The organism is Pontibacter roseus DSM 17521 (assembly GCF_000373265.1).
GTDB classification, from domain to species: domain Bacteria; phylum Bacteroidota; class Bacteroidia; order Cytophagales; family Hymenobacteraceae; genus Pontibacter; species Pontibacter roseus.
Genome location: NZ_KB890761.1, coordinates 553,906 through 575,911, shown reverse-complemented (window position 1 = coordinate 575,911; position 22,006 = coordinate 553,906). Strand labels below are relative to the sequence as shown.

24 protein-coding genes and 1 tRNA gene are annotated in these 22,006 nt (G+C 54.9%); 10 read left to right on the top strand and 15 right to left on the bottom strand.

Annotated elements, in window-relative coordinates:
- Nucleotides 1–13 precede the first annotated feature (13 nt).
- Entirely contained in the window at nt 14–220 is a 207-nt protein-coding gene (locus tag B051_RS22670) for a hypothetical protein (RefSeq protein WP_018476624.1), read from the top strand.
- Nucleotides 221–478: 258 nt separating this feature from the next.
- On the top strand, nt 479–1,219 hold the full coding sequence (locus B051_RS0102625; RefSeq protein WP_026236146.1) for a M48 family metallopeptidase: 741 nt from the start codon (nt 479–481) through the stop codon (nt 1,217–1,219).
- Nucleotides 1,220–1,397: 178 nt separating this feature from the next.
- Here B051_RS0102625 and B051_RS0102620 read toward each other — a convergent pair whose 3' ends face one another.
- The 8 genes from B051_RS0102620 to B051_RS20760 all read right to left on the bottom strand — a co-directional run bounded on the left by B051_RS0102620 (nt 1,398) and on the right by B051_RS20760 (nt 11,195).
- On the bottom strand, nt 1,398–1,658 hold the full coding sequence (locus tag B051_RS0102620; protein ID WP_018476622.1) for an acyl carrier protein: 261 nt from the start codon (nt 1,656–1,658) through the stop codon (nt 1,398–1,400).
- Nucleotides 1,659–1,660: 2 nt separating this feature from the next.
- Entirely contained in the window at nt 1,661–5,092 is a 3,432-nt protein-coding gene (locus tag B051_RS20765; RefSeq protein WP_018476621.1) for an efflux RND transporter permease subunit, read from the bottom strand.
- Between the two features lie 18 nt (nt 5,093–5,110).
- Nucleotides 5,111–6,259 (bottom strand): efflux RND transporter periplasmic adaptor subunit, encoded by a 1,149-nt coding sequence (locus B051_RS0102610; RefSeq protein WP_018476620.1) that lies wholly within the window; start codon nt 6,257–6,259, stop codon nt 5,111–5,113.
- 35 nt (nt 6,260–6,294) lie between these two features.
- Entirely contained in the window at nt 6,295–7,665 is a 1,371-nt protein-coding gene (locus tag B051_RS0102605) for a TolC family protein (protein WP_018476619.1), read from the bottom strand.
- Between the two features lie 23 nt (nt 7,666–7,688).
- Nucleotides 7,689–8,324, bottom strand: a complete 636-nt coding sequence (locus tag B051_RS0102600) for a TetR/AcrR family transcriptional regulator (protein WP_018476618.1) — start codon at nt 8,322–8,324, stop codon at nt 7,689–7,691.
- 242 nt (nt 8,325–8,566) lie between these two features.
- Nucleotides 8,567–9,307 carry a LytR/AlgR family response regulator transcription factor gene (locus tag B051_RS0102595; protein ID WP_018476617.1) on the bottom strand — a complete coding sequence of 247 codons (741 nt, stop codon included), beginning with the start codon at nt 9,305–9,307 and terminating at the stop codon, nt 8,567–8,569.
- On the bottom strand, nt 9,282–10,331 hold the full coding sequence (locus B051_RS0102590) for a sensor histidine kinase (protein WP_026236145.1): 1,050 nt from the start codon (nt 10,329–10,331) through the stop codon (nt 9,282–9,284). The genes B051_RS0102595 and B051_RS0102590 overlap by 26 nt, the downstream gene beginning before the upstream one ends.
- 9 nt (nt 10,332–10,340) lie before the next feature.
- Nucleotides 10,341–11,195 (bottom strand): LiaF transmembrane domain-containing protein, encoded by an 855-nt coding sequence (locus tag B051_RS20760; protein ID WP_018476615.1) that lies wholly within the window; start codon nt 11,193–11,195, stop codon nt 10,341–10,343.
- Between the two features lie 211 nt (nt 11,196–11,406).
- Between B051_RS20760 and pheS the strand changes: the two genes are divergently transcribed.
- From pheS to B051_RS22355, 5 genes are all read left to right on the top strand, one after another.
- Nucleotides 11,407–12,435: a phenylalanine--tRNA ligase subunit alpha gene (pheS, locus tag B051_RS0102580; protein ID WP_018476614.1), complete on the top strand. Its 1,029-nt coding sequence runs from the start codon at nt 11,407–11,409 to the stop codon at nt 12,433–12,435.
- Nucleotides 12,436–12,521: 86 nt separating this feature from the next.
- The gene (locus B051_RS0102575) at nt 12,522–13,379 is read left to right on the top strand and encodes a 3-hydroxyacyl-CoA dehydrogenase family protein (RefSeq protein WP_018476613.1); all 858 of its coding nucleotides are present in this window, start codon (nt 12,522–12,524) and stop codon (nt 13,377–13,379) included.
- A complete protein-coding gene (locus B051_RS0102570; protein ID WP_245539561.1) occupies nt 13,282–13,791 on the top strand; it encodes a hypothetical protein in 510 nt (169 codons plus the stop codon). The genes B051_RS0102575 and B051_RS0102570 overlap by 98 nt, the downstream gene beginning before the upstream one ends.
- A 135-nt stretch (nt 13,792–13,926) precedes the next feature.
- Nucleotides 13,927–14,000 (top strand) — tRNA-Asn (locus B051_RS0102565).
- Between the two features lie 211 nt (nt 14,001–14,211).
- Entirely contained in the window at nt 14,212–14,382 is a 171-nt protein-coding gene (locus B051_RS22355) for a hypothetical protein (RefSeq protein ID WP_018476611.1), read from the top strand.
- Nucleotides 14,383–14,482: 100 nt separating this feature from the next.
- Here the strand turns inward: B051_RS22355 and B051_RS0102555 are convergent, their stop codons facing one another.
- From B051_RS0102555 to B051_RS0102540, 4 genes are all read right to left on the bottom strand, one after another.
- Nucleotides 14,483–15,097, bottom strand: coding sequence for a sterol desaturase family protein (locus tag B051_RS0102555; RefSeq protein WP_018476610.1), 615 nt, complete (start codon nt 15,095–15,097; stop codon nt 14,483–14,485).
- A gap of 103 nt (nt 15,098–15,200) precedes the next feature.
- Nucleotides 15,201–15,719, bottom strand: coding sequence for a shikimate kinase (locus tag B051_RS0102550; protein WP_026236144.1), 519 nt, complete (start codon nt 15,717–15,719; stop codon nt 15,201–15,203).
- An 80-nt stretch (nt 15,720–15,799) separates the two neighbouring features.
- Entirely contained in the window at nt 15,800–16,891 is a 1,092-nt protein-coding gene (locus B051_RS0102545) for a BT_3928 family protein (RefSeq protein ID WP_018476608.1), read from the bottom strand.
- A 171-nt stretch (nt 16,892–17,062) separates the two neighbouring features.
- Nucleotides 17,063–17,617, bottom strand: coding sequence for a DUF1599 domain-containing protein (locus B051_RS0102540; RefSeq protein ID WP_018476607.1), 555 nt, complete (start codon nt 17,615–17,617; stop codon nt 17,063–17,065).
- Between the two features lie 43 nt (nt 17,618–17,660).
- On the opposite strand from B051_RS0102540, the gene folP reads away from it, so the two are divergent.
- The 3 genes from folP (at nt 17,661) to B051_RS0102525 (ending at nt 20,051) form a co-directional block, all read left to right on the top strand.
- Complete coding sequence (gene folP, locus B051_RS0102535; RefSeq protein WP_018476606.1) at nt 17,661–18,518, top strand: dihydropteroate synthase; 858 nt, start codon at nt 17,661–17,663, stop codon at nt 18,516–18,518.
- Nucleotides 18,515–19,363, top strand: a complete 849-nt coding sequence (gene cdaA / locus B051_RS0102530; protein ID WP_018476605.1) for a diadenylate cyclase CdaA — start codon at nt 18,515–18,517, stop codon at nt 19,361–19,363. The genes folP and cdaA overlap by 4 nt, the downstream gene beginning before the upstream one ends.
- Before the next feature lie 343 nt (nt 19,364–19,706).
- The gene (locus tag B051_RS0102525) at nt 19,707–20,051 is read left to right on the top strand and encodes a hypothetical protein (protein WP_018476604.1); all 345 of its coding nucleotides are present in this window, start codon (nt 19,707–19,709) and stop codon (nt 20,049–20,051) included.
- Between the two features lie 102 nt (nt 20,052–20,153).
- Here B051_RS0102525 and B051_RS0102520 read toward each other — a convergent pair whose 3' ends face one another.
- From B051_RS0102520 to kbl, 3 genes are all read right to left on the bottom strand, one after another.
- On the bottom strand, nt 20,154–20,354 hold the full coding sequence (locus tag B051_RS0102520) for a PLDc N-terminal domain-containing protein (protein WP_018476603.1): 201 nt from the start codon (nt 20,352–20,354) through the stop codon (nt 20,154–20,156).
- 29 nt (nt 20,355–20,383) lie between these two features.
- On the bottom strand, nt 20,384–20,677 hold the full coding sequence (locus tag B051_RS0102515) for a hypothetical protein (RefSeq protein WP_018476602.1): 294 nt from the start codon (nt 20,675–20,677) through the stop codon (nt 20,384–20,386).
- Nucleotides 20,678–20,771: 94 nt separating this feature from the next.
- Nucleotides 20,772–21,968, bottom strand: coding sequence for a glycine C-acetyltransferase (gene kbl, locus B051_RS0102510; RefSeq protein ID WP_018476601.1), 1,197 nt, complete (start codon nt 21,966–21,968; stop codon nt 20,772–20,774).
- Nucleotides 21,969–22,006 lie beyond the last annotated feature (38 nt).

Here is a 22,006-nt window from a genome sequence, read left to right as displayed (position 1 = left end):
AAACACGACACCTATGAAACAAGACGAGAAGAAGCAGGACAAAAAACCCGAGGCAGGCAACAAGACAATCAAGGGCCATACCTCCCAAGGACACTCTACAGACGCAGAGGGCTCTGCCACCAACAGCAAGGAGCCAACGCTGCGTTCCGCCACCACCGACAGCAGCCGTGTGGCCAAGAACCCGCACGACGACATGCCGACCGGCGGCAACATCCGCTAGACAGACCCAATACATTTAATATCAAAAGGCTGCCTAGGGCAGCCTTTTTGCATCTAACACTCTCTCAGCCTGCACATACCCCCATCCGGAAGGGGCGTGGAAAACACTCAAAATAATTTATGCAAATGACACAATATAGCACTATTCAAATACAAAAATTCATATAAAAACACACAAAAGCAGTGGCAGCTATAGTTTTATAAGGAATTATTTTTTTATATTTGGACTGATGATTTTGTATTTTAACTTTTAGCCAAAGTGTCTTCATCATTTCTACGACTAACATCCGTTAATCTCCACATCGACGGAATCGGGAAGGTTCTCATCGAGCGGAGTGACAAAGCCAAACGTCTTACCATCAGCGTCCGGCCCATCAAAGGTATACGGGTAGCCGTGCCGCCTCACATCAGTTTTGAGAAAGCGGAGCAGCTCATCTATACCAAGAGCGACTGGATAAAGGAGCACCAGGCCCGCATGCAACAGCATGAGGCGCGGGTGACTATGTATGACGGCAATACCGAGTTCAGGACCCGGTCGCACTCGCTTCGTCTGCTCACCCATGCCCAGTATACCATGCGCTGCGTCATCGAGAATGGCTACATCAACGTGTTCTACCCGGCCTATAAGGATGTACGCGACAACGAGGTGCAGAAGTTCATCCGCAAGTCGATAGAGGAGGCCTACCGCAAGGAGGCGAAACAGTACCTGCCGGAGCGGGTCGATTACTTCGCCAAGAAGTTTGGGTTCGAATACCAGAACGTGTTCATCAAGAACGCCAAGTCGCGCTGGGGAAGCTGCTCGCACACCAACAACATCAACCTGAACCTGCACCTGATGCGCCTGCCTGATTCCCTCTGCGACTACGTGATTCTGCATGAGCTGGCGCACACCGTAGAGAAAAACCATGGCCCCGGCTTCTGGTCACTGCTCGACCAGGTATGCGTGAACTCCAAGGCGCTGGACCAGAAACTGAAGGCTTACCGTATCTCCATCTACTAAAACCTACCCTATCGAATAGACGCTTACTACACTGTAACACTTTACCTGCTGAAAACAAAACCGTAGGGGCTGCGGCACTGACGCCTATACCTTCTACTGACAAGAACTTTGTACAAACAGAAAGGCCGGGAGCAAGCTCCCGGCCTTTCTGTTTGTACAGGTATAGGTATGGCTATCCTTAGCTTGCCTCACGCAAGGTATGCTGCGATGCCACATAGTCCACAAAATCACCCACTGTGTTGATAGGCACCTCATCCGGAATCACGATGTCGAAATTCTTTTCCAGCTCCAGGATGATGTCCACCAAATCCACAGTATCGAAGCCAAAATCCTGGAACAGGCGTGCTTTCGTTTGCAGGCGCGCAGGTCTTATCTCCTTGGTTTTGCTAATGATACGGATAACCTCACGCTCAATAGCTTTGTCAGTTGTTGTAAGCATATTTATACGGTGTATTCTCTAACTTTCCCATTTACAGGCGCTTCTACCTGCTGGCCGTCTGGAAGTTTCACGGCTCCGGCAGGCTTCTTGTCACCTTTTATCTTTCTCTTTAGGCGCTCGTTGAGCAGGTACATCACCGGCACGATCAGCAGCGTTACGACCGTAGCAAAGCCCAGGCCAAAAATAATCGTCCAGGCTAGCGGTCCCCAGAAAGCGGCACTGTCACCACCCATGAAGAAGTTCGGTTTGAACTCCGTGAACAAGGTATAGAAGTTCAGGTTTATACCTAACGCCAGCGGTATCAGGCCTAGTATAGTGGCCGTGGCTGTGAGCAGCACCGGGTTCAGGCGCGTCTTGCCCGCCTCCACAATGGCCTCCTTCAACTCCTTGCCCTCTTCCAGCAGCAGGTCCGTAAACTCCACAATCAGGATACCGTTCTTCACCACTATGCCGGCCAGCGCCACAATGCCCACCCCTGTCATCACAATGGAGGCATCCATCCCGAAGATAGAAAAGCCCAGCAGCACGCCGATGATGCTGAACAGTACCTCCGACAGGATGATGAACGGTTTTGACACCGAGTTGAACTGCGTCACCAGAATCAGGAAGATGATGCAGAAAGCCGCCACCAGGGCCACCATCAGGAAGTTGGCCGTTTCCTCCTGCTCCTCCTGCTGTCCGCCCATCTTCACCTCATAGCCTTCCGGCGTCTCAAAGTCGCGCAGCGCGCTCTCGATGTTCATCACCACCTCGTTGGCATTGTAACCGCCCAGCACGTTCGACTCCAGCGTCACCACGCGTTTCAGGTTCTTGCGTTTGATGCCGCCATAGGAGTTGCTGTACTCAATCGTGGCCAGCGATGAAAGCGGGATTTGGCGCACCAACCCGCTGTTCATGTCGCGGTAGGTGATGCGCATGTCCAGCAGCGCGTCTATGTTCTCTCGGTAAGGCTCAGCATAGCGCACTTGAATCGGGTACTCCTCCTCGTCCAGTTTGAATTTGGAGGCCTCCTCCCCGAAAATCGCCGTGCGCAACTCCATACCTACCTGCCCGGTGCTGATTCCCTCGCGGTTGGCACGCTCGCGGTCAATGTTGATGACGATTTCCGGCTTGCTGTCCTCCAAATCGCTGCGCAGCTCCTCTATACCTCCTATCTGCTGCTGGTCGATGTACTGCTCCACCTGCTTGGAAAGGGCAATCAGTCCTTCAAAGTCCTCTCCGGCGATTTCGATGCTGACAGGCTTGCCTACCGGCGGACCGTTCTGCTCCTGGTCCACGGTGATGTTGGCGCCCGGTATACCACGCACCGCATCTCGAATCTCATCCATATACTCGCGGCTGCTCCGCTCTCCGGTTCTGTATTGATACTCCACAAAGGCTACGGTAACCTTCCCTAAGTGAGATTGTGCCGTCGTGCTGCGGTCGTTTTGGTCGCCTGCCCCGATGGCCACATTGGAAATGACCGATTCCACATCAGGATTCTCGGCACCCACCACCTGGTTGATGCGCCGCTCCACCGCACGGGTAACTGAGTCAGTCACAGCCTGGTCCGTGCCTATCGGCATGCTGATATAGGTATAGACGAAGTTCGGGTCCGACTCCGGGAAAAACACAACTTTTGGCGGACGCACGGCTGTCAAAAATAAGGAGAAGAAAAGCAGTCCGATGACGCTCAGAAACATCCATACCGGGCGCATACCCACCAGCATCCAGCGCAGCAGACGCTCATACCCGCGCATGAAGCGGGGCAGCGTCTTATTCTGAAAGCCATGTATCATGCGCCGGAACAGGAAGCGGTTGAGCAGCACCAGCACCAGACCCAGCATCACCAGGTTGGCTGTGCCATACCAGCCAGCCAAGTAGGCCACAACGGCTACCAAGAAGGCCGCGCCCACCAACAGCCAGAAGGTTCTGCGGGCGCGTGGGGAAATGTCTTGGTCCAGTTCATGCTCCTTCTTCATGAATGAGACCGCGAAAACCGGGTTGATGATGAAGGCCACCAGCAGCGAGGACATTAGGGTCACTATCAGCGTTATGGGCAGGAAGAACATGAATTTACCCACTATACCTGGCCAGAAGGCTAGCGGCAGAAACGGCGCCACCGTGGTGAGCGTACCGGCCAAAACGGGCACGAACACCTCTCCTGCCGCCACCTTTGCCGACCTGACCACACTCAGGTTGGACTGGTGCAGGATGCGGTGCGTGTTCTCAATCACCACAATGGCATCGTCCACCACGATGCCCAAGGCTAGCAGGAACGAGAAGAGCACAATCATGTTGAGTGAGAAGCCCATCACCGGCATCAGGATGAAAGCGATGAACATGGACAACGGCACCGACAAACCCACAAAGACTGCATTGGTCACTCCCATGAAGAACATCAGGATAATCGTCACCAGCACAAAGCCGATGATGATGGTGTTAATCAGGTCATTCAGGGTATGGCGCGTCTGCGTGGACTGGTCGCCAGTGATGGTGATTTTCAGGTCGTCGGGCAGCACGCTGCCTTCCATGTCCTCCACCAGGGCGTGTATTTTGTCCGAGGCCTCTATAAGGTTCTCGCCACTGCGCTTGATGACATTGAGGGTGATGACGGGCGCGTTGTCGAGGCGGGCGAAGCTTTCCTGCTCCTCGAAGCCCTCTTTCACCTCGGCAATCTCCTTCAGCTGGATGTTGGCGCCCGACAAGGATTTCACCACGATGTCGCCAATCCGGTTTGGGTCAGTGTACTGCCCCACCACGCGCACCGAGCGCTTCATCTCGCCTACGGATATGTTGCCACCCGACACCGTCACGTTCTCAGAGGCGATGGCCCGGTTGATGTCAGCAAAGGTCACCTGCGCCACCTGCATCTTGTACAGGTCCACGTTCACCTGCACCTCCTTGTCCAGGGCGCCTACCATGTCCACGCGTGTGATTTCGGGCTGGGCCTCGATGCGGTCCTGTAGGTCTTCGGCGTACTTCTTCAGGCGGTCCAGGCTGTAGTTGCCTGACACGTTGAGGTACATGATGGGGAACTCGGAGAAGTTGACCTCCTGCACGTTCGGGTCCTGGTCTAGGTCGGTGGGCAAGTCTGTGCGGGCTTTGTCCACGGCATCTTTCACCAGCTGCTTGGCCTCTACCACATCCACATCGGTGTTGAACTCCACCGTAATCATGGAGAAGTCCTGAATGGAATTGGAAGTCACCTTTTTGACTCCTGAAATGGCTTTCAGCTGCTTTTCAATAGGGCGCGTCACCAGGTTCTCGATGTCGGCCGGAGATGTGCCCGGATAGATGGTGCCCACGAACACCGTCGGAATCACAATGTCAGGGAAGTTCTCTTTCTGGAGCTTAATGTACGAGTATATACCCGCCAGCGTGATGATGATGGTGATGATGTAGATACTCGTTCTATTGTCAATAGACCAACTGGTCGGCTTGAACTGTTTCATAGTTTTCGGCTTAAAGGTTTACTGCTGCAAGCTGCTCACCTGGTTGAAAACAACCGGCTGTCCCTCGTTCACACTCTGGTACCCTGCTGTGATGATTTGGTCATTGGCGGAAAGCCCTTTGAGCACTTCCACCTGCCCCTGGTAGTTCATACCTGTCTCCACTTCCTTGCGGGTAGCCACAAAGCGCTCGCCCTGCTTCTGGGCCACGTACACGTACTGCGACTTTTCATCGCGCTGCACCAGGTTCACCGGCACCGTGATTGCCCCTTCGTTCTTGTAATCCTGTATGCGCACCACGGCCACCAGGTTGGGCCGCAGCTCAAATTCTACGTTCTTCGGCCGCAGCTCGATGGTGAAGGTGCGACTGCTTGGGTCGATGAAGCGGCTCACCACATCCACGGTGGCTGTTATCTCCTGGTTCAGGTCTGGGAAGCGCACCAGCGCCTCATCGCCCTTGTTGATTTTGGTCAGGTATGCCTCCGACACCTCCGCCACAATCTTGGAGCCGCTGGTATTCACCACCCGGATGATGCCCACACCCGGTGCTACAGCCTCCCCTGCATTTGGGCGCACGTCGTCCACCACGCCGGACACTGGGGCTTTGATGTTGTACTGGTCGCGCTGCTGCTGCAACGTCGCCAGGCTGCGCTCCAAGGCCTCCTTGTTGTTCTTGGCCGTCAGGTACTGCATCTCGGTTCCTATCTTCTGATTCCAGAGGTTTTCCTGCTTTTCAAAAGCGATGCGGGCCAGGTCGAGGCGGGTGCGTACCTCTGCAAGGTTCTGCTCCAGCACCTGTGCGTCAATGGTGGCCATGGTCTGTCCTTTGGATACCTTGTCGCCGCGCTTCACGCGCACGCTCGTCAGCACGCCTGGCACCTTGGCGCTCACCAGCACGTTCTGGTCGAAATCCACGTTGCCCTGCACCTCCAGGTAGTGGCGGAATGTGTCGGGTTGTACCTGGGCCACCGTCACCGGCACGGTTTTCTTCTCTACTGGAGCGCCTTTGCCCTCGGCTTTCAGTTCGGCTTCGAGAGCGGCAATCTGCTCCTGGATTTCCGTCTGCTGCTGCTTCAGTTCAGCCAACTGCGCCTCTTTGTCGTTGCCGCCGCCGCAGGCTGCCATACCTAGCAGTAAGGCCAGTGTGGAAATTCCAAATATCTTTTTCATAAGGATAGGTCGGTTCATCTTCTTTTCGGTTAGTCTTATTTTGTGAGTAAGGTGCCGGTGGCTTTGTCGAGGTTCACTTTGGCGATGAGCGCGTCGTACATGGCGGCGTAGTAGTTTGTCTGTGCCTGGCGCAGGTCCGTCTCGGCAGTCACCACCTCCAGGTTAGAGCCTACGCCCTCCTGGAACTTGATTTTGGCCACATTGGCTATCTCCTCTGCCAGCTCCAGGTTCTCGCGCTGCGAGGCCAGCACATCCAGGGAGTTGGTCAGGTCGGCGGAGGCTTGGTTCAGCTCCAGGTCTATACCTTGCTTCAGACTCTCAAAGCCGAGCTTGGTGTTCTCCAGCGTCAGCTTAGATTGCTGTATCACATAGTGCTTGCGCAGGCCATCGAAAATAGGCACCTGCAGCCCCAAGCCCACGTAGGCAAAGTCTAGCCAGTTGCCGCTGCGGGTCATCTCACGGAACTCGTTGTTGGCGGCCACGTAGCCATAGCGGCCGTTCAGGTATAGCTTGGGCAGGTAGCCGGAGCGGTTGTTGCGCAGGTCCAGCGTGGCCAGGTCGCGCTGCGTTTCCAGCACGGAGTATTCAATCCGGTTGCCATAGTTGAAGCTCTCTCGGTTGGCTTTGGCCATGTCTACCTGCACCTCGCTCAGGCGGTCAGTCAGGATAAGTTGCTCTTTCTGGTCCATCCCCATCTGGAACTTGAGCAAGTCCTCGCTCAGGAGCAGCAGGCGCTCTGTCTTCTGTTTCTCCACGTTCAGGTTGTTGAACGACACCCGCAGGCGGTCCACGTCCAGCTTCTCGGCCACCCCGTTGTCAAACATCACCTGCGTCTGCTTCAGCAGGGTGTCGAGGCGAGCCAGGTTTTGGTTGAGCAGCTCCATGCGCTCGCGACTCACCAACACGCTGTAGTAGGCCTTGGTCACCTGCTCCACCACGTCAATCTCATTCTGCACAGTGGTTTTCTGCGAGAGTTCGGTATAGGTCTTGGCCGCCTTCAGACCAATCAGGTAGGACCCATCGAACAGCAGCTGGCTGCCTGTAAGCGCCACATTGCCGTTATACAGGGGTGTGAACACCACTGGTACGAAGGTGCCCGGCTCAGGTGAGTTGGGGTTGTCGGGGTCCTGGAAGAACTCAGCTGGCAGGAAGCTCTTCTGCTGGATGACGTTCTTGCCGAGGTCAGCGGCCGCGTTGATTTGGGGCAGCCCCATAGACCTGATTTCGCCCACCTTCGCTTTAGCGATTTCCTGTTCGTTGCGGGCCATCTTCAGGCTGTGGCGGTTCTGCAGGGCGTAGTCTATGCTCTGCTGCAGGCTGAAGGCCTGGGGAGAACCCTGCGCGCTGGCCTGCCGGTGCCCCAGCAGGGCCAACAGAATCAGAATCAGGCTAAACTGTTTTTTCATAATTTTAAGGTATAGGTAGTAGGTTATTCTTCTTCGGTGATGTGCTTGTACTCGTTTATCAGCTTGTGTCCTTTGAGGGTGGCAATACCTAGCATGTAGTGCTCCAGGCTGGCCAGCTGCACCCGCATCAGCTCAAACTGGTGCTTGGGGAAGATGCGCTCGTTAAAGGGCAACTCTATCAGCACGAGCCTGACGCGGGCAATCACCTCCACATCCAAGTCTTTCCGGTAAAGGCCCTCCGCTATGCCGCGCTCCAGGTTCTTCTTCACCTTGCTGAATATGTACTGGTTCTTGTAATCCTGCCACAGCTGCCAGGCGCTGGCGTGGTACTTCTGCAGGTCGTGGAAGATGGACGGGTGAATCCTGGAGAAAATCTCACGGGTGGTGCCCATGATGTTGAAGAGCTCATCAACGGCGTTGGCAGAGCCGCTCAGAATATCTTCGGAATCGCACTGTATGTTCTGCAGGTAATTGCTCACGCCCAGGTATACCACCTCGTCTTTGTTGCTGAACCACTTGTAGATGGTCTTCTTGGACATGGACAGGTGCTGGGCGATGTCGTCCATGGACACGCTCTTGATGCCGCTCTGGCAGAATAAGCTAAAGGCTTCTGCCACAATCTTTTCTTTTACCGCTGCTGTTTGCTCTGTAGTCTCCATATTCTGAAATCTGGAACAAAACTATGGAAACGTTTTCAATCACGAAAGTTTCCATAGTGGAATAACAAGAATCTTTAGCAATGGTTTAAGCAGGCTGGGTGAATGCCTAAAAACATCGTGCAACAGGACAAAGGTGGGGTTTTGGATTGATTGGGTAAAGCGGTTTTAGACCAACCGCCGGGTTTCTGATTCCAACTGTCGGATTGTATAGCCCAACAGCAGGAACACAAGGTATACCGGTTTCAGATTCCCAGCACAGTCCGCAGCCGGCCATACCCGCTCTTGCTCAAGGGGATGCGTTCGCCGCTTTTGAGCAGGGCGATGTGGCTGTCCTTCTCAAAGGGCTCGATGCGGGTGAGCTGCGACAAAGCGATGATGTAGGACCGGTGCACCCGCACGAACTGCCCCTGGTTGAGCGCCTTTTCGTAGTAGCCCATGGTCTTCTTCTTAAGGAACACGCCGTCGCGGGTATGGATTTTCACATAGTCATCGTATGCCTCCAGGTACAGCACATCGGCCACCGGAATGATGCGGATGTTGTTACCCGCCCGCACCACGATGCGCAGCTGCTCCTCAGGCTGTTTGCCCGCCACCTCGTCCAGGGGAGGCGCAGCAGGTATAGCCGATACCGCCTGGCTCTGCATCCATTTTCTGATGGCCGCATCGAAACGCTCCTTACTGAAGGGCTTGAGCAGGTAGTCCACGGCGTTGGCCTCGAAGGCTTTGATGGCGTACTCGTCGAAGGCGGTGGTGAAGATGACGCCAGGCGCCTGCTCCACCAGCTCCAGCATCTCGAACCCGTTTATCTTGGGCATCTGGATGTCGAGGAAAATCAGGTCGGGGTGGTGCTGCAGGATGGCCTTCAGGCCTTCGAAGCCATCGCCACACTCCTGCACCACTTCCAGTTCGGGGTGGCCCTGCAGGTACTCGGCTACAATGCTCCGGGCCAGGGGTTCGTCATCTATTATCAGGCATTTTCTCATAGTGTTGGGGTATCTGGATGGTGGTGGTGAAGGTATGGTCTTGCTGTGTGGTGTGGAGAAGGTCCTGCCGGGCGTAGAGCAGGTATAGCCGCCGGCGCACTGAGTCCAGCCCGAAGCCGGTGCCTTTGCGAGGCTGCTGCGTGGCGGGGTCGTACGGGTTTTGGGTGGTGATGACCAGTTGCCCGTCCGTAGCTGTTGCTTTCACTTTGATACATGTCTCGCCAATGGTGTCATATAGCCCGAACTTGATGGCGTTCTCTACCACGGGCTGCAGCAGCAGGGCGGGAAGTCTCATGTTTTGACTTTCCTCAGTCGCCTCCACCTCTACCTGCAGCCGGTGCCCGAAACGCACTTTCTCAATCTCCAGGTATAGCTGCAGTTGCCGCAGTTCCTCCTCCAGCGCCACCTGCTGGTTATTGCCCTGCCGCAGCGTGCCCCGCAGGAAATCCGAGAGCTGCTGCACCATGGTACGCGCCTGCTCCGGACGGCTCACCGCCAGCGCGCTGATGGAGTTGAGGCTGTTGAACAGGAAGTGGGGTTGCAGCTGCTGCCGCAGGTTGAAGAGCTCCGCCTCACGGGCCAGTTTCTCGGTGGCGGCTTTCCGGTGCTCGGCCTCCTGCAGCTCCCGGGTATAGAACCACAGCCAGCTCAGGAGCAGCATCAGGAGCAGCATCAGCCAGTTGAAGGCCACCCGCACCGCCAGGGTATCGTCTACAAAAGCCAGATAGGCAGCCTGGTCTGAGAACATGGTGTTGGTGCTCCAGTAGAAGACCGTGGTGCTGATAGCGGCCAGGCCCAGGCTCCAACCCAGCAGAAAAGTGCCCTGCCGGATGCTTGGCTGGTAGTAGCGCAACCCGGTTCCTACGGCATAGCCTCCCAGTGCCAGGAGCAGGTTGCTGAGCAGCGCGTCTGCGGCAATCAGCTTCGTGCCAAAGCCCGTGGGCCAGAGCACGAGCGCCTGCACCAGCGCCCACAGTCCGGCCCACACCAGGTATAGCACGATTAAGCGGACTTGCGATGCCATACCTGCGGGTTAGTAGCTCTTGATGTTGAGGCCTCCAAACAGCGTAGTACCTTTCAGGATGAGCACTTTGCTGGGGTCGTAGCCTTGCTGGTAGGCCGGGCGCTTGTCGTCTATACCGCCCATGATAGCCACCATCTCATCTGACTTTATCTGCCAGTGCGGCGGCACGATGAGAGTGGTCCCGCCAAAGATTTGGGTCGCCTCTAGCACGACCGGGTGCTGGATATCGGCCTGCATCAGGTTGAGCTCGGTGCCTCCGAACACACTCACCACTTCGCCTCCCTTGAAGTTCTTGGACACGATGTTCTTCTTGATGCCCCCAAACAGGGCAGTGCTATCGATGTGGTCTTCAGGCCCGTAAGCCATCTGGTCGGGTGCGGCGGTGTAGCCACCGGCTGTGTAGGCCTGCTCTCCGGTATAGTCGGTGTAGCCGCCGGCATAGGCGCCGGTTGTGGGGTCGGTGTAGTAGCCGGTTGTCTCGTCTACCGTTGGGGGGGTATGGCCGCTGTTCAGTTGCTGCTCCCAAGGGTTTCGTTTCTTAGGCTTCAGGATGAGCCACATACCCAGACCGATAATCAGGATGGGCCAGAAGTAGCGCTTCAGGTTGATATCGAACAGGAAGTGGTTGTCGAGCAGGAACACGCCGCCGATGACCACCAGCACCAGCCAGCCCGGTTTCTGGAAAGAGTGCTTGAAACCCAGGAAAAGGCCCAGCGCAATCAGGAACATGGGCCAGGAGAACACCCATCCCGGCAGGAAGAAAACACCCATTTTGGACGTGAGCAGCAGGACGCCCAGCAGCAACAGGAACAGGCCGGCCATTTTACCGGACTTGCCTCTCTTATTGTAGTCTTGATTTTTCATGGTTTTAGTTCGTTTAGTTTTAATCTCTGTACCAAAGGTATAGCTGGCACCTACCTGGCACAAGGACGATTAGGCTGATACAGGGAGCAAGTCGGTAAATGCCGGGTTGGCGTCGGTAAACCAACTATCGTTTTTATTCACCGAAGGGCAAGGTATAGCAAACGGCCTTATTTTGCCGCTAAGATTTCGCAAATTATTATCTTTGCATACTATGGTGGAGAAAATACAGAGAGTAGCACAAGAGATAGAGGCCGCGCAGCTGGGGAGCGCCGCCGAAGTGGAGCAGTTCCGCATCGCCTACATTGGCCGCAAAGGGGTAATTGCCTCGCTTTTCGATGACCTGAAGCAGGTGGCTCCGGAGCAGCGCCGGCAGGTGGGCCAAGAGCTGAACCAGCTCAAGAACCGCGCCCAGGCCCGCTTTGACGAGGCGCAGGAGCAGCTGACCAACGCCGCTGCCGGCTCCGAATCAGAGGCTGCCTTCGACTTCACGCTGCCTCCTATACCTAACACGCTCGGTACCCGCCACCCGCTCTCGCTGGTGCGCGCCGAGATTGTGCGCATTTTTGAGCGCATCGGCTTCAACGTGGCCGATGGCCCCGAGATTGAGGACGACTGGCACAACTTCACCGCCCTGAACTTCCCGGAGAACCACCCGGCCCGCGAGATGCAGGACACGTTCTTTCTGAGCGAAGACCGCGACAAACTGCTGCGCACCCATACCTCTAACGTGCAGGTGCGCCTGATGCAGCACCAGAAGCCGCCGCTCCGCAGCATCATGCCTGGCCGCGTGTACCGCAACGAGGCCATCTCGGCCCGCGCGCACATGGTGTTCCAGCAGGTGGAGGGCCTGTACGTGAACAAAGGCGTGAGCTTCAAAGACCTGAAGGAAACGGTCTATTACTTTGCCAAAGAGATGTTCGGCCAGGACACCAAAGTGCGTTTCCGTCCGTCGTTCTTCCCGTTCACGGAGCCGAGCGCCGAGATTGACATTTCCTGCCTCATCTGCAAAGGCGAAGGCTGCAACATCTGCAAGCAGTCGGGTTGGGTAGAGATTGGCGGCTCCGGCATGGTGGACCCCAACGTGCTCGAGAGCTGCGGCATTGACCCAACGATATATTCTGGTTTCGCCTTCGGTATGGGCATTGAGCGCATTACCATGCTCCGCTACCAGATTCGCGACCTGCGCCTGTTCACCGAGAACGACGTTCGCTTCCTGCGCCAGTTCAAGGGAGTGATTTAAATTATCAGTGAGTGCATGAGTGAACGTTCTGCCGTACAATTTTCGCAGAGCATTCACTCATCTTCTTTACAAGATATACATACGCTATGAAGTTCGAGGATATCAAGACGATAGGTATAGTGGGTGCCGGCACCATGGGGCAGGGCATGGCCCAGATTTGTGCGCAGGCGGGGTATAAGACCATCCTGTTCGATATCAATGCGCAGGTACTGCAAAAGGCGGAGGCCACCACGGTCAAGAACCTCTACAAAGGTATAGAGCGCGGCAAACTCACGGAGGCCGAGAAACAGGCAGCACTGGCAAACCTGACTTACACCGGGGATACGCTGCAGCTGAGTTGCGACGTTATTATTGAGGCTGTGGTCGAGCGGTTGGAGGTGAAGCAGAGCATCTTCAAGGATTTGGATGCCGTGAACACACCCGATACCATTTTTGCCTCCAACACATCGTCTATACCTATTACGCGCATCGCGGCAGGTATACCACACCCGGAGCGCGTAGTGGGTATGCACTTTTTCAACCCGGCGCACATTATGAAGCTGGTAGAGGTCATCTCGGGTGCCGCCACCTCTCCGGAAGTGGCCGACACTATCCGGCAGCTGGCCCTTAAGCTGGACAAGACGCCGGTAATGGCCCAAGACTCGCCGGGCTTCATAGTGAACAGGGTGGCTCGCCATTTCTATGTGGAGGGGCTCAAGCTGCTCGAAGAAGGCGTGGCCGATGCCAAAGGCATCGACCGGCTCATGCAGGCCAGCGGTTTCAAGATGGGACCCTTCGAACTGATGGACCTGATTGGCGTAGACACGAATTACTCTGTTACCTCCTCCATGTTTGAGGCTTTCCATTATGACCCGAAATTCAGACCGAGCCGCATACAGCAGCAGAAAGTGGACGCCGGCCACCACGGCCGCAAGTCTGGCAAAGGCTTTTATACCTACGAGTAGGCTCTTCTGCCTGCTGGCGCTCCTGTTGTTTGCCTCCTGCAAAGACAGCGACCAGAGCCCGGGTATACCCAATGTGCCGGTGAGTGAGCAGATAAACGTGAACAGTCTGCAGTACCCGAAGCTGCGCCAGGACGGCGGCTACGCCTATCTGCAGAGCGGCTACAAAGGCATCCTGGTGGTGCGCCAGAACGCCAACCTATACCTGGCCTTTGAGCAGGCCTGCACCTATGACCCAACTCATGAACTACCCTGTGGCCGCGTGGAGGTGGACCCGTCCAACCTGTTCCTCATCGACAGCTGCTGCGGCTCCCAGTTCAACTTTCAGGGCGGCGTGATGACCGGCCCGGCGGTTTATGGACTTAGGCAATACCGAACCGCGCTGGACGGCTCCCTGCTCTACATATCAAATTAATTTTTTTAGTTTGATTCCCAGAATTTTACGTTTCAGGTAAAGATTTTTTTGGAGCAGGGCTTGCATAATCTCAAAAAGAGGCGTAATATTGCATCATAATTCAACGGCACACTGCCCGCGAAATAACCGAAACACTCTTCCTTAGCTCAGTCGGTTAGAGCATCTGACTGTTAATCAGAGGGTCCCTGGTTCGAGCCCAGGAGGGAGAGCTGAAAAAGCCACTCAGACGAGTGGCTTTTTTGTTTTTATACCTTCCTGACCGCTACCCGTTTTAGCTCCGCATCCGCCCGGCTCAACCTTTTCAAGCTAAACCAAGTATCTCATATACATGGCAATATTATCATATTAGCGGATAGCCATACCTGTCTGACAGGGGCAAGTGACATTGCCTTTATCTGCTGCAACCTAAAAACCAAAACTATGAAGAATATAAGAGCCTATTTATCCGTGGTGTTCGTGCTGCTGGCGTTCACGCTGAGCAGTTGCGAAGTGATTGGAGACATCTTCGAGGCCGGCATGTGGACGGCCGTCATCATCATCGTGCTGATTGTGCTGATTGTCGGCTGGATATTCCGGAAACTGAGACGCTAGACCCTACTGAAAAGGAGCCTTCTACGGCTCCTTTTTTCTTAGACACCTGCAAAGGCGTACAAACAAAAAGGGAGCTTTGTGGCTCCCTTTGCTATTTCTGCTATTTGGCGTTGGTGCGCTTCGGCATGGTGCCCAATATGTAGTCCCAGAGCGGCGAGGACACGCCATAGGCCACGTTCGGGTCTTTGTAGTGGTGTATGCTGTGGTGAATCCAGAGCTGTTTCAGGAAGTTCTTGGGCGGCGCATAAGCGTGTACGGCATAGTGCACAAACAGGTACATGGCGTAACCAAAGAGCATACCGGCTACCACACCGAACACAAACTGCCCGAATATCAGCTTAAACACGAAGAAGAAGAAAGAGGCGATGAACAGGCTCACGATAGGCGGCATGGCCAGACGCTCCTTGTCCTTTGGGTATTCGTGGTGGTTGCCGTGGAAGGTATATTGGATGCGTGCCTTGGTGGGCGTGTCTGTCTCCATATGGAACACGAACCGGTGGGCACAGTACTCAATAAGCGAGAAGATGAGCCACCCCAGCAGGAAGAATCCAATGGCCTCGGCTACGTTGATGAAGCCATACGTGACACCGTAGAGAATGAGCCCGACGGCAATGACTAGGAAGATAGAGATGGGAAGGGCAATGTGTGTCCTTGTCAGCCTCTCCAAAACAGGGTTCTGGAAAATCTGAGCGCGTCCTTTGTGATTGGGTTTCATAGTTAGATTTTGCTATATACAGTTATCAGCTGCAAAACTAGTCAAAAATTCAAACGAGCGTATGCATTATACCCGATGCTGTGTATAGGGTAAACGATGTGTGTTAGATATGGTTTAGTAACGATACTAATTGCTCAATGTTATTGCTTTTTCCGGTCAGCGTGAAGTTCGCCTGTTGGTAGTAGCCTCTCCTTTCAGCTAATGTTTTGGCTATGAAATCCTTGAGTTCCTCCACCGATTTTCCGGCCAGGAGCGGGCGCTCCTGTAGGTTGGTGGCCATTAGCCTTTCGGCTATCTCCTCTGCCGGCACGTCCAGAAAGATGCTGATGCCATGCTGGTTGATGAAGGACATGTTGTCGAAGAAGCAAGGCGTGCCGCCTCCTGTGGCGATGACTGCCTGCGCGTGCTGCAGCACCACCGCCTCCAGGGCCTGCCGCTCCTTCTGCCGGAAACGCTCCTGCCCTTCCTGCTCAAACAGCTGCGCGATGCTGCGCCCCTCTCGCGCTTCCAGGTATGCGTCCAAATCCACGAAGGTATAGCCTAGCTGGGAAGCCAGTTGGCGGCCCAGTGTGGTCTTGCCGGCCCCCATCATACCTAGCAGAAAGATGCGTTCTTTATTCAAACCGAAATCAGGAAGACTGGATGGTGCTTGAAGGTATGGCTTTCTTCAAAACAGGTATAGGCAGTATCAGGGAACCGCTGTTACAGCAGCCCCTTCACCTCGTTTATCTCGGGCGTGTCGTTGTGGTGCCACATGCCCTTTACAGTACCGTCCTGCAGCAGCATGGTGCCCGGGTTGGACCGCATCATGGTCTTGAGCACGGTACCGTCCCCGAAGAAATAAGGCGCTGCCAGCCCCACCTCATGGCGGAAGGCCTCAAACTCACGGGCACCGGCCGACGTGATGACGACGGGTGCTATACCTTGTGCCTCCGCGTCCTGCACCAGCTTATTGATTCTGTCGAAGTTGTCGCGGTTGACCTTCTCGATGTTGTGCACCACCACCAGCAGCTTGGTGCCAGAGAGTATCTCCTGCGTGAAGTCGCCCTGGTCGTTCCACACATTGAAGTCGGTTATCTTAGGGCCGTCTTCCGGATTGACGGCCACCATCTCCTTGAACTTGTATTCGTCGCCCATCGGGTACTCCTCAAACTCCTGCTCCTCGCCGTTCTTCACCATGATGTACTTGTAGCGGAGCGGAGCCGAAGGCTTCATCAGCGTCGGGATGTTGTTGCCCACTTTGTAGGCGCGGAAGTCGATGTACGGCAGGTGCTCGTAGGCGTACCAGCCTATACCTACCGACAAGATAGCAGTGAGCGCTGTTACGGTGGCCCCTACAGTCGGCTTCACGAGCGGCTGCAGGTAGCGGCGCGTGAAGAGCAGCACCACAATCATCACCAGCAGCACGATGTCTTTGGTAAACGACTCCCACGGCGTAAGCTTGATGGCATCACCGAAGCAGCCGCAGTCCGTCACTTTGTTGAAGTAGGCCGAGTAGAACGTGAGGAAGGTGAAGAACACAATCATCACCAGCAGCGCCACCAGCACCTCTTTGAGCATCCAGCGGATGAGCAGCGCCACGCCCAGCACAATCTCGGCCGCACTCAGGAAGATGGACAGGAACAGAGCCGCCGGCTTGAGCGACAGGAACAGCGGCGAGATGTCCTCGGCAAACACCTCAAAGTACTCATCTAACTTGATGGCCGTGCCTACAGGATCGTTGATTTTGATAAGCCCCGAGAATATGAAGAGCACCCCCACGAAGAGCCAGAAAAACTTACTGATGTATCTCATTTGAGTTAGAGAGTTATCTTGAGTTAGAAAGTTAGAGAGTGAGAAGTTAGAATGTTGAAGAGTCAAACAGGTCAGTACTTTGGAGGAGCTACAGAAACGAAGCTTAGCGTATCATCTCCTCTAGCCTGTTGACATACAAACTCTCTAACTTCTAAACTTATACCTTATACCTTACTTCACCGTCTCGGAGAAGTCCAGCTTGATTAGGGCGAAGACGGCATAGTTAATCATGTCGCGGTAGTTGGCTTCCACGCCTTCTGAGATGAGCGTCTGCCCCTGGTTGTCCTCTATCTGCTTGGTACGGTATAGCTTCATCAGGATGATGTCAGTGATGGAGCTCACACGCATGTCGCGCCAGGCCTCACCGTAGTCGTGGTTCTTGGCGTTGAGCAGCTGCAGGTTCTCCTCTATCTGCTCGGAGTACATGCGCTCCACCTCCTCGGCCGACAGCGTCAGTTCGGTGCTGTCCTGCAAGCTGAGCTGCATCAGCGCAATCACGCAGTAGTTGATGATGCCCACGAACTCGTCCCGGATGTCGTCCTCCACCAGTTGCACGCCCTTTTCCTGGATGGAGCGGATGCGTTGGGCCTTGATGAAAATCTGGTCGGTGATGGACGGAAGCCGCAGGATTCGCCAGGCCGTTCCGTAATCCAGGGTCTTCTTGACGAAGGTGTCTTTGCAGCGGTTTACTACCTGATTATATTCCTGGTGTGTTTGACTAATCAACTTTTTAGCTTTAATTTTAAAACGATTGACAGATACGCCAACATTGGAATCGAAAGATAAGTTTTTTCAGAGGAAAAGCACACTTAACTGCCGCGGAAAAATCCTCTCGCTGGACACGCCCCTGGTCATGGGCATCCTCAACGTCACCCCCGATTCCTTTTACGCCAACAGCCGTTTGGCCTCAATTAACGAGGTGCTGCAACGGGCGGAAATCATGCTGCGCGAGGGCGCCGACATCCTGGACATAGGCGGCTATTCCTCCCGCCCCGGCGCTACTGACATATCGCCTGACGAGGAACTTGACCGGCTTATACCTGCCATCGAGGCCATTGTGCAGGCCTTCCCAGAAGCCATCCTATCCGTGGATACGTTCCGGGCCAAGGTGACCGAAGCGTCTATAGCGGCCGGTGCTCATATCATCAACGACATAGGGGGCGGTACCCTGGATGAAGCCATGTTCGAGACGGTGGCCCGCCTGCAAGTGCCCTACATCCTGATGCACATGCGCGGCACGCCGCAAACGATGAACTCGCTGACCGATTACGAGGACCTGGTGCTAGAGATTATAGATGAGTTGCAGGCCAAGGTGGCGGGGCTGAAAAAGCTGGGAGTGCACGACATCATCCTCGATCCTGGCTTCGGATTTGCTAAGACTGTGGAGCAGAACTTCGAATTGATGCGCCGGCTGGAGGAACTTCGTATATTGGAACTGCCGTTACTGGTAGGAGTGTCACGCAAATCCATGACCTACAAATTCCTGGGCATAGACCAATCAGAAGCACTGGCGGGTACAATAGCCCTCAACACGATTGCGTTGGGAAAGGGAGCCGACATTTTGCGGGTCCACGACGTAAAAGAAACTAAACAGACTATCCAACTATACACGAAAGCGACGCATTGATTCCTTTATTCACACTAGGTTTTCTGGAGATTGAGCTGCTCGACATCATCGACATTCTGCTCGTTACGGTGCTGCTGTACCAATTGTACAAGCTCCTGACCGGCAGTGTGGCGCTGAAGATTTTCCTGGGGCTGCTCTCGGTCTACCTGCTATACCTGGTGGTGCGCGCGGCGGGCATGGAATTGCTCAGCATCATCCTCGGCCAGTTCATGGGCGTGGGGGTGCTGGCGGCCATCATCGTGTTCCAACCCGAAATCAGGCGCTTCCTGCTGCTCATCGGCAAGACAACCGCCTTCAACAACGACCGCTTCTTCCGCGGTTTCCCCTGGCGCCGTGAGCAGGTGGACAAGCTGAGCCTGACGCCCTTCATTGAGGCCGCCAAATCTTTGGCCGCCAAGAACACGGGTGCGCTCATTGTGTTCGCCAAGAGTTCTGAACTGAAGTACTATGCCGAGTCTGGTGACCTGATTGACGCCGTGATATCCAAGCGCCTGCTCATGTCCATCTTCAACAAAACGAGTCCGCTGCACGATGGTGCCGTGATTATATCCGGCAACCGCATCAAAGCGGCCCGCTGCATCCTGCCCGTGACGGAGAACAACGAGATTCCGGCCTCCATGGGCCTGCGCCACCGCGCCGCCATTGGCCTCTCGGAGGTGACGGACAGCGTGGTGCTCGTGGTATCGGAGGAGACGGGCCAGATTGCGCTCGTGCGCAATGCCGAGGTATACCGCAACCTATCGTCGGCTGACCTGCGCGTGAAACTGAACCAGTTCCTGTTCGACACCGACCAACGCCCTACCACCGCGCCAGCGACATCGGAGAAATCGGTTACCGCCGCTTAATTACTGTCCCTAAACAAAAGCATTTGCCAGGAGCCAGCACAGCCGTGCCGGCTCCTGTGCTTTCCGGTGCTCCCATCCTCCCCGGCAAGGCATAGCCTTTCTGCCCACTGCTCCACAGCGGACGCCGCGACTAAAAAGTCAAGCTATTCGCTTCGCGTTGGGGCAATACACCCCAATGTGTGGAATAGCCTCCACACCCTTGCTTCGGATTCCCCAGTCAGGGAAAATCCGCTATATTCCACAACTTGCTGTCTATCAACAACCTGTAGCCTTCAATCTTTTCTGGCACGGTTCTGCCATACTGCCCTTTCGAAATCAATCTTTAATCAATTTAGATTCGAACATGAAAAAAGTAACGTTTATAGCAGCCGCCTTCGCACTTCTTGGATTCACAGCCAACGCCCAGACACAAAACACCCAAACGCAAACTGCCAAGCCAGCCACGGAGCAGGCGCAGACAGACAACAAAGAGAAAGTAACAAAGGACCAGCTCCCAGCACCTGTGAAGGCCGTACTGGACCACGAGTCTTACAAAGATTGGACAGTAGGTGACATCTACAAGGTGAAGCCAGCTGAAGGCGCTGCCGACAAAAAGGTGGTTTACGAAATCAGCCTGACAAACAAAGAAGGCCAAACCGGCACCATCACCCTTGACGAAACAGGAAAAGACGCCTCTAAAGAGGAGTAGAAAACAGAAAACTATACTTAGAATTACGAAAGAGCCCTCGTTATGCGAGGGCTTTTTGATTTTCGGCCCTTTGGGGGGCTATTTCAGGTATGGCTGCGGCGCTCAGGCTTGCCTTCTCTTCCAGAACACCCAGTAGGCAGGCAGCCCCAGCAGTGGCACCACCCACAGCAGCACCATCCAGAGCAGGCGCTCCGTCAGGTTATAATCCGTTTTGAAGATGAGATGAACGATAGAAAGCGCCACCCCAATGTAGTAGAGCGTGACCAGTATGAATATGGCTGAGTTTACTGCGGCTAAGTCCATAGGTGAGGTATAGAGTCAGGAAGTCAGGTTTACCACGCTGGCAGCATGCGGCTCAGGAACCAGGTCAGGTAGGCCAGCGCAGGCGCACAGAACAACAGCACCATGCCCAGGTTGATGCGAGTCCACTGTGGGTTGAGCAGCATGCTCAGGTATGCCTCCACCGATAGCAGCAGCGAGAAGTAAAAGGTTATCTGCAACAGCGTCTCCGCGATGTTGATTTCGCCCCGCACACCGGCCGTAGCATAGGCCAGAAACGAAATGACCAGCCACGAGAGCACCGTGCCGAGCAGCAACTGACCCGCCTTTATCTTGACGTTGTTCATAGGTATAGCTAAGACTATTCATAGCAAGATATGAAAAAAACAGCCGCTCCCATAACCGGAGCGGCTGTTTCATTACCTGGTGCTATACCTGGAATTACTTGATTACACCCAGCTCTTTGCCTACTTCCGTAAAGGCCGCAATACATTTATCGATGTGCACTCTGTCGTGCACGGCAGAGAGTTGCACCCGGATGCGGGCCTGGCCTTTCGGCACCACCGGGTAGTAGAAACCAATCACATAAATGCCTCTGTCGAGCATGCGGGCAGCGAACTCCTGGGCCAGCGGCGCATCGTAGAGCATCACCGGCACAATGGGGTGGTCGCCCAGCTTGATGTCGAAACCGGCGGCTGTGATTTGCTCCCGGAAATACTTGGTGTTCCACTCCAGCTTGTCGCGCAGTTCAGTAGTGGAGCTCAGCAAATCCAGCACCGCGATGGAGGCACCCACAATGGATGGCGCCAGGGAGTTGGAGAACAGGTAAGGGCGCGAACGCTGACGCAGCATGTCGATGATTTCTTTTTTGCCAGACGTGAAGCCACCCATGGCACCACCCAATGCTTTGCCCAGCGTGCCAGTGATGATGTCCACACGGCCCATCACGTTGTGATACTCGTGCGTGCCGCGGCCGGTCTTGCCCATGAAGCCAGTAGAGTGAGAGTCATCCACCAACAGTACGGCGTTATACTTATCGGCCAGGTCAGCAATCTTGTCCAGCTGCGCCACGGTACCATCCATGGAGAAAGCCCCATCCGTCACGATGACGCGGTGCTTGGTGCCGGCATTCACGGCCTCCTGCAGCTTGGCCTCCAGGTCCTCGAGGTTGTTGTGCTCGTAGCGGAAGCGCTGCGCCTTGCACAGGCGGATGCCATCGATGATGGACGCGTGGTTGAGCGCATCGGAGATGATAGCCGATTCGGCATCGAACAGCGGTTCAAACACGCCGCCATTGGCGTCAAAGGCTGCCGCATACAGAATAGTATCTTCTGTACCCAGGAACTCAGACAGCTTGCGCTCCAGCTCTTTGTGGATGTCCTGCGTGCCGCAGATGAAGCGCACCGAGCTCATGCCGTAGCCGTGCGAGTCGATGGCTTGCTTGGCCGCCTCAATCACCTTGGGGTGCGCCGACAAGCCCAGGTAGTTGTTGGCGCAGAAGTTGAGCACATGCTCCATCTGGGTGGTGTCGATATCAGCACCCTGCGGGGTGGTGATGATGCGCTCCTGCTTATACAATCCGGCTTCCTTTATCTCGGCAAGTTGCTGCTCTAGGTCTGGTTTTAATGTTTCGTACATGAGTTATTTACTTAATCGTTCTTCGGTTTATGGGTATA

Excerpts from the sequence above, each read along its gene's own strand:
- B051_RS22670 (WP_018476624.1), top strand. The coding sequence starts at position 14 with ATGAAACAAGACGAGAAGAAGCAGGACAAAAAACCCGAGGCAGGCAAC.
- B051_RS0102620 (WP_018476622.1), bottom strand. The coding sequence starts at position 1,658 with ATGCTTACAACAACTGACAAAGCTATTGAGCGTGAGGTTATCCGTATC.
- B051_RS20765 (WP_018476621.1), bottom strand. The coding sequence starts at position 5,092 with ATGAAACAGTTCAAGCCGACCAGTTGGTCTATTGACAATAGAACGAGT.
- B051_RS0102610 (WP_018476620.1), bottom strand. The coding sequence starts at position 6,259 with ATGAAAAAGATATTTGGAATTTCCACACTGGCCTTACTGCTAGGTATG.
- B051_RS0102605 (WP_018476619.1), bottom strand. The coding sequence starts at position 7,665 with ATGAAAAAACAGTTTAGCCTGATTCTGATTCTGTTGGCCCTGCTGGGG.
- B051_RS0102600 (WP_018476618.1), bottom strand. The coding sequence starts at position 8,324 with ATGGAGACTACAGAGCAAACAGCAGCGGTAAAAGAAAAGATTGTGGCA.
- B051_RS0102595 (WP_018476617.1), bottom strand. The coding sequence starts at position 9,307 with ATGAGAAAATGCCTGATAATAGATGACGAACCCCTGGCCCGGAGCATT.
- B051_RS0102590 (WP_026236145.1), bottom strand. The coding sequence starts at position 10,331 with ATGGCATCGCAAGTCCGCTTAATCGTGCTATACCTGGTGTGGGCCGGA.
- B051_RS20760 (WP_018476615.1), bottom strand. The coding sequence starts at position 11,195 with ATGAAAAATCAAGACTACAATAAGAGAGGCAAGTCCGGTAAAATGGCC.
- pheS (WP_018476614.1), top strand. The coding sequence starts at position 11,407 with ATGGTGGAGAAAATACAGAGAGTAGCACAAGAGATAGAGGCCGCGCAG.
- B051_RS0102575 (WP_018476613.1), top strand. The coding sequence starts at position 12,522 with ATGAAGTTCGAGGATATCAAGACGATAGGTATAGTGGGTGCCGGCACC.
- B051_RS0102570 (WP_245539561.1), top strand. The coding sequence starts at position 13,282 with ATGACCCGAAATTCAGACCGAGCCGCATACAGCAGCAGAAAGTGGACG.
- B051_RS22355 (WP_018476611.1), top strand. The coding sequence starts at position 14,212 with ATGAAGAATATAAGAGCCTATTTATCCGTGGTGTTCGTGCTGCTGGCG.
- B051_RS0102555 (WP_018476610.1), bottom strand. The coding sequence starts at position 15,097 with ATGAAACCCAATCACAAAGGACGCGCTCAGATTTTCCAGAACCCTGTT.
- B051_RS0102545 (WP_018476608.1), bottom strand. The coding sequence starts at position 16,891 with ATGAGATACATCAGTAAGTTTTTCTGGCTCTTCGTGGGGGTGCTCTTC.
- B051_RS0102525 (WP_018476604.1), top strand. The coding sequence starts at position 19,707 with ATGAAAAAAGTAACGTTTATAGCAGCCGCCTTCGCACTTCTTGGATTC.
- B051_RS0102520 (WP_018476603.1), bottom strand. The coding sequence starts at position 20,354 with ATGGACTTAGCCGCAGTAAACTCAGCCATATTCATACTGGTCACGCTC.
- B051_RS0102515 (WP_018476602.1), bottom strand. The coding sequence starts at position 20,677 with ATGAACAACGTCAAGATAAAGGCGGGTCAGTTGCTGCTCGGCACGGTG.
- kbl (WP_018476601.1), bottom strand. The coding sequence starts at position 21,968 with ATGTACGAAACATTAAAACCAGACCTAGAGCAGCAACTTGCCGAGATA.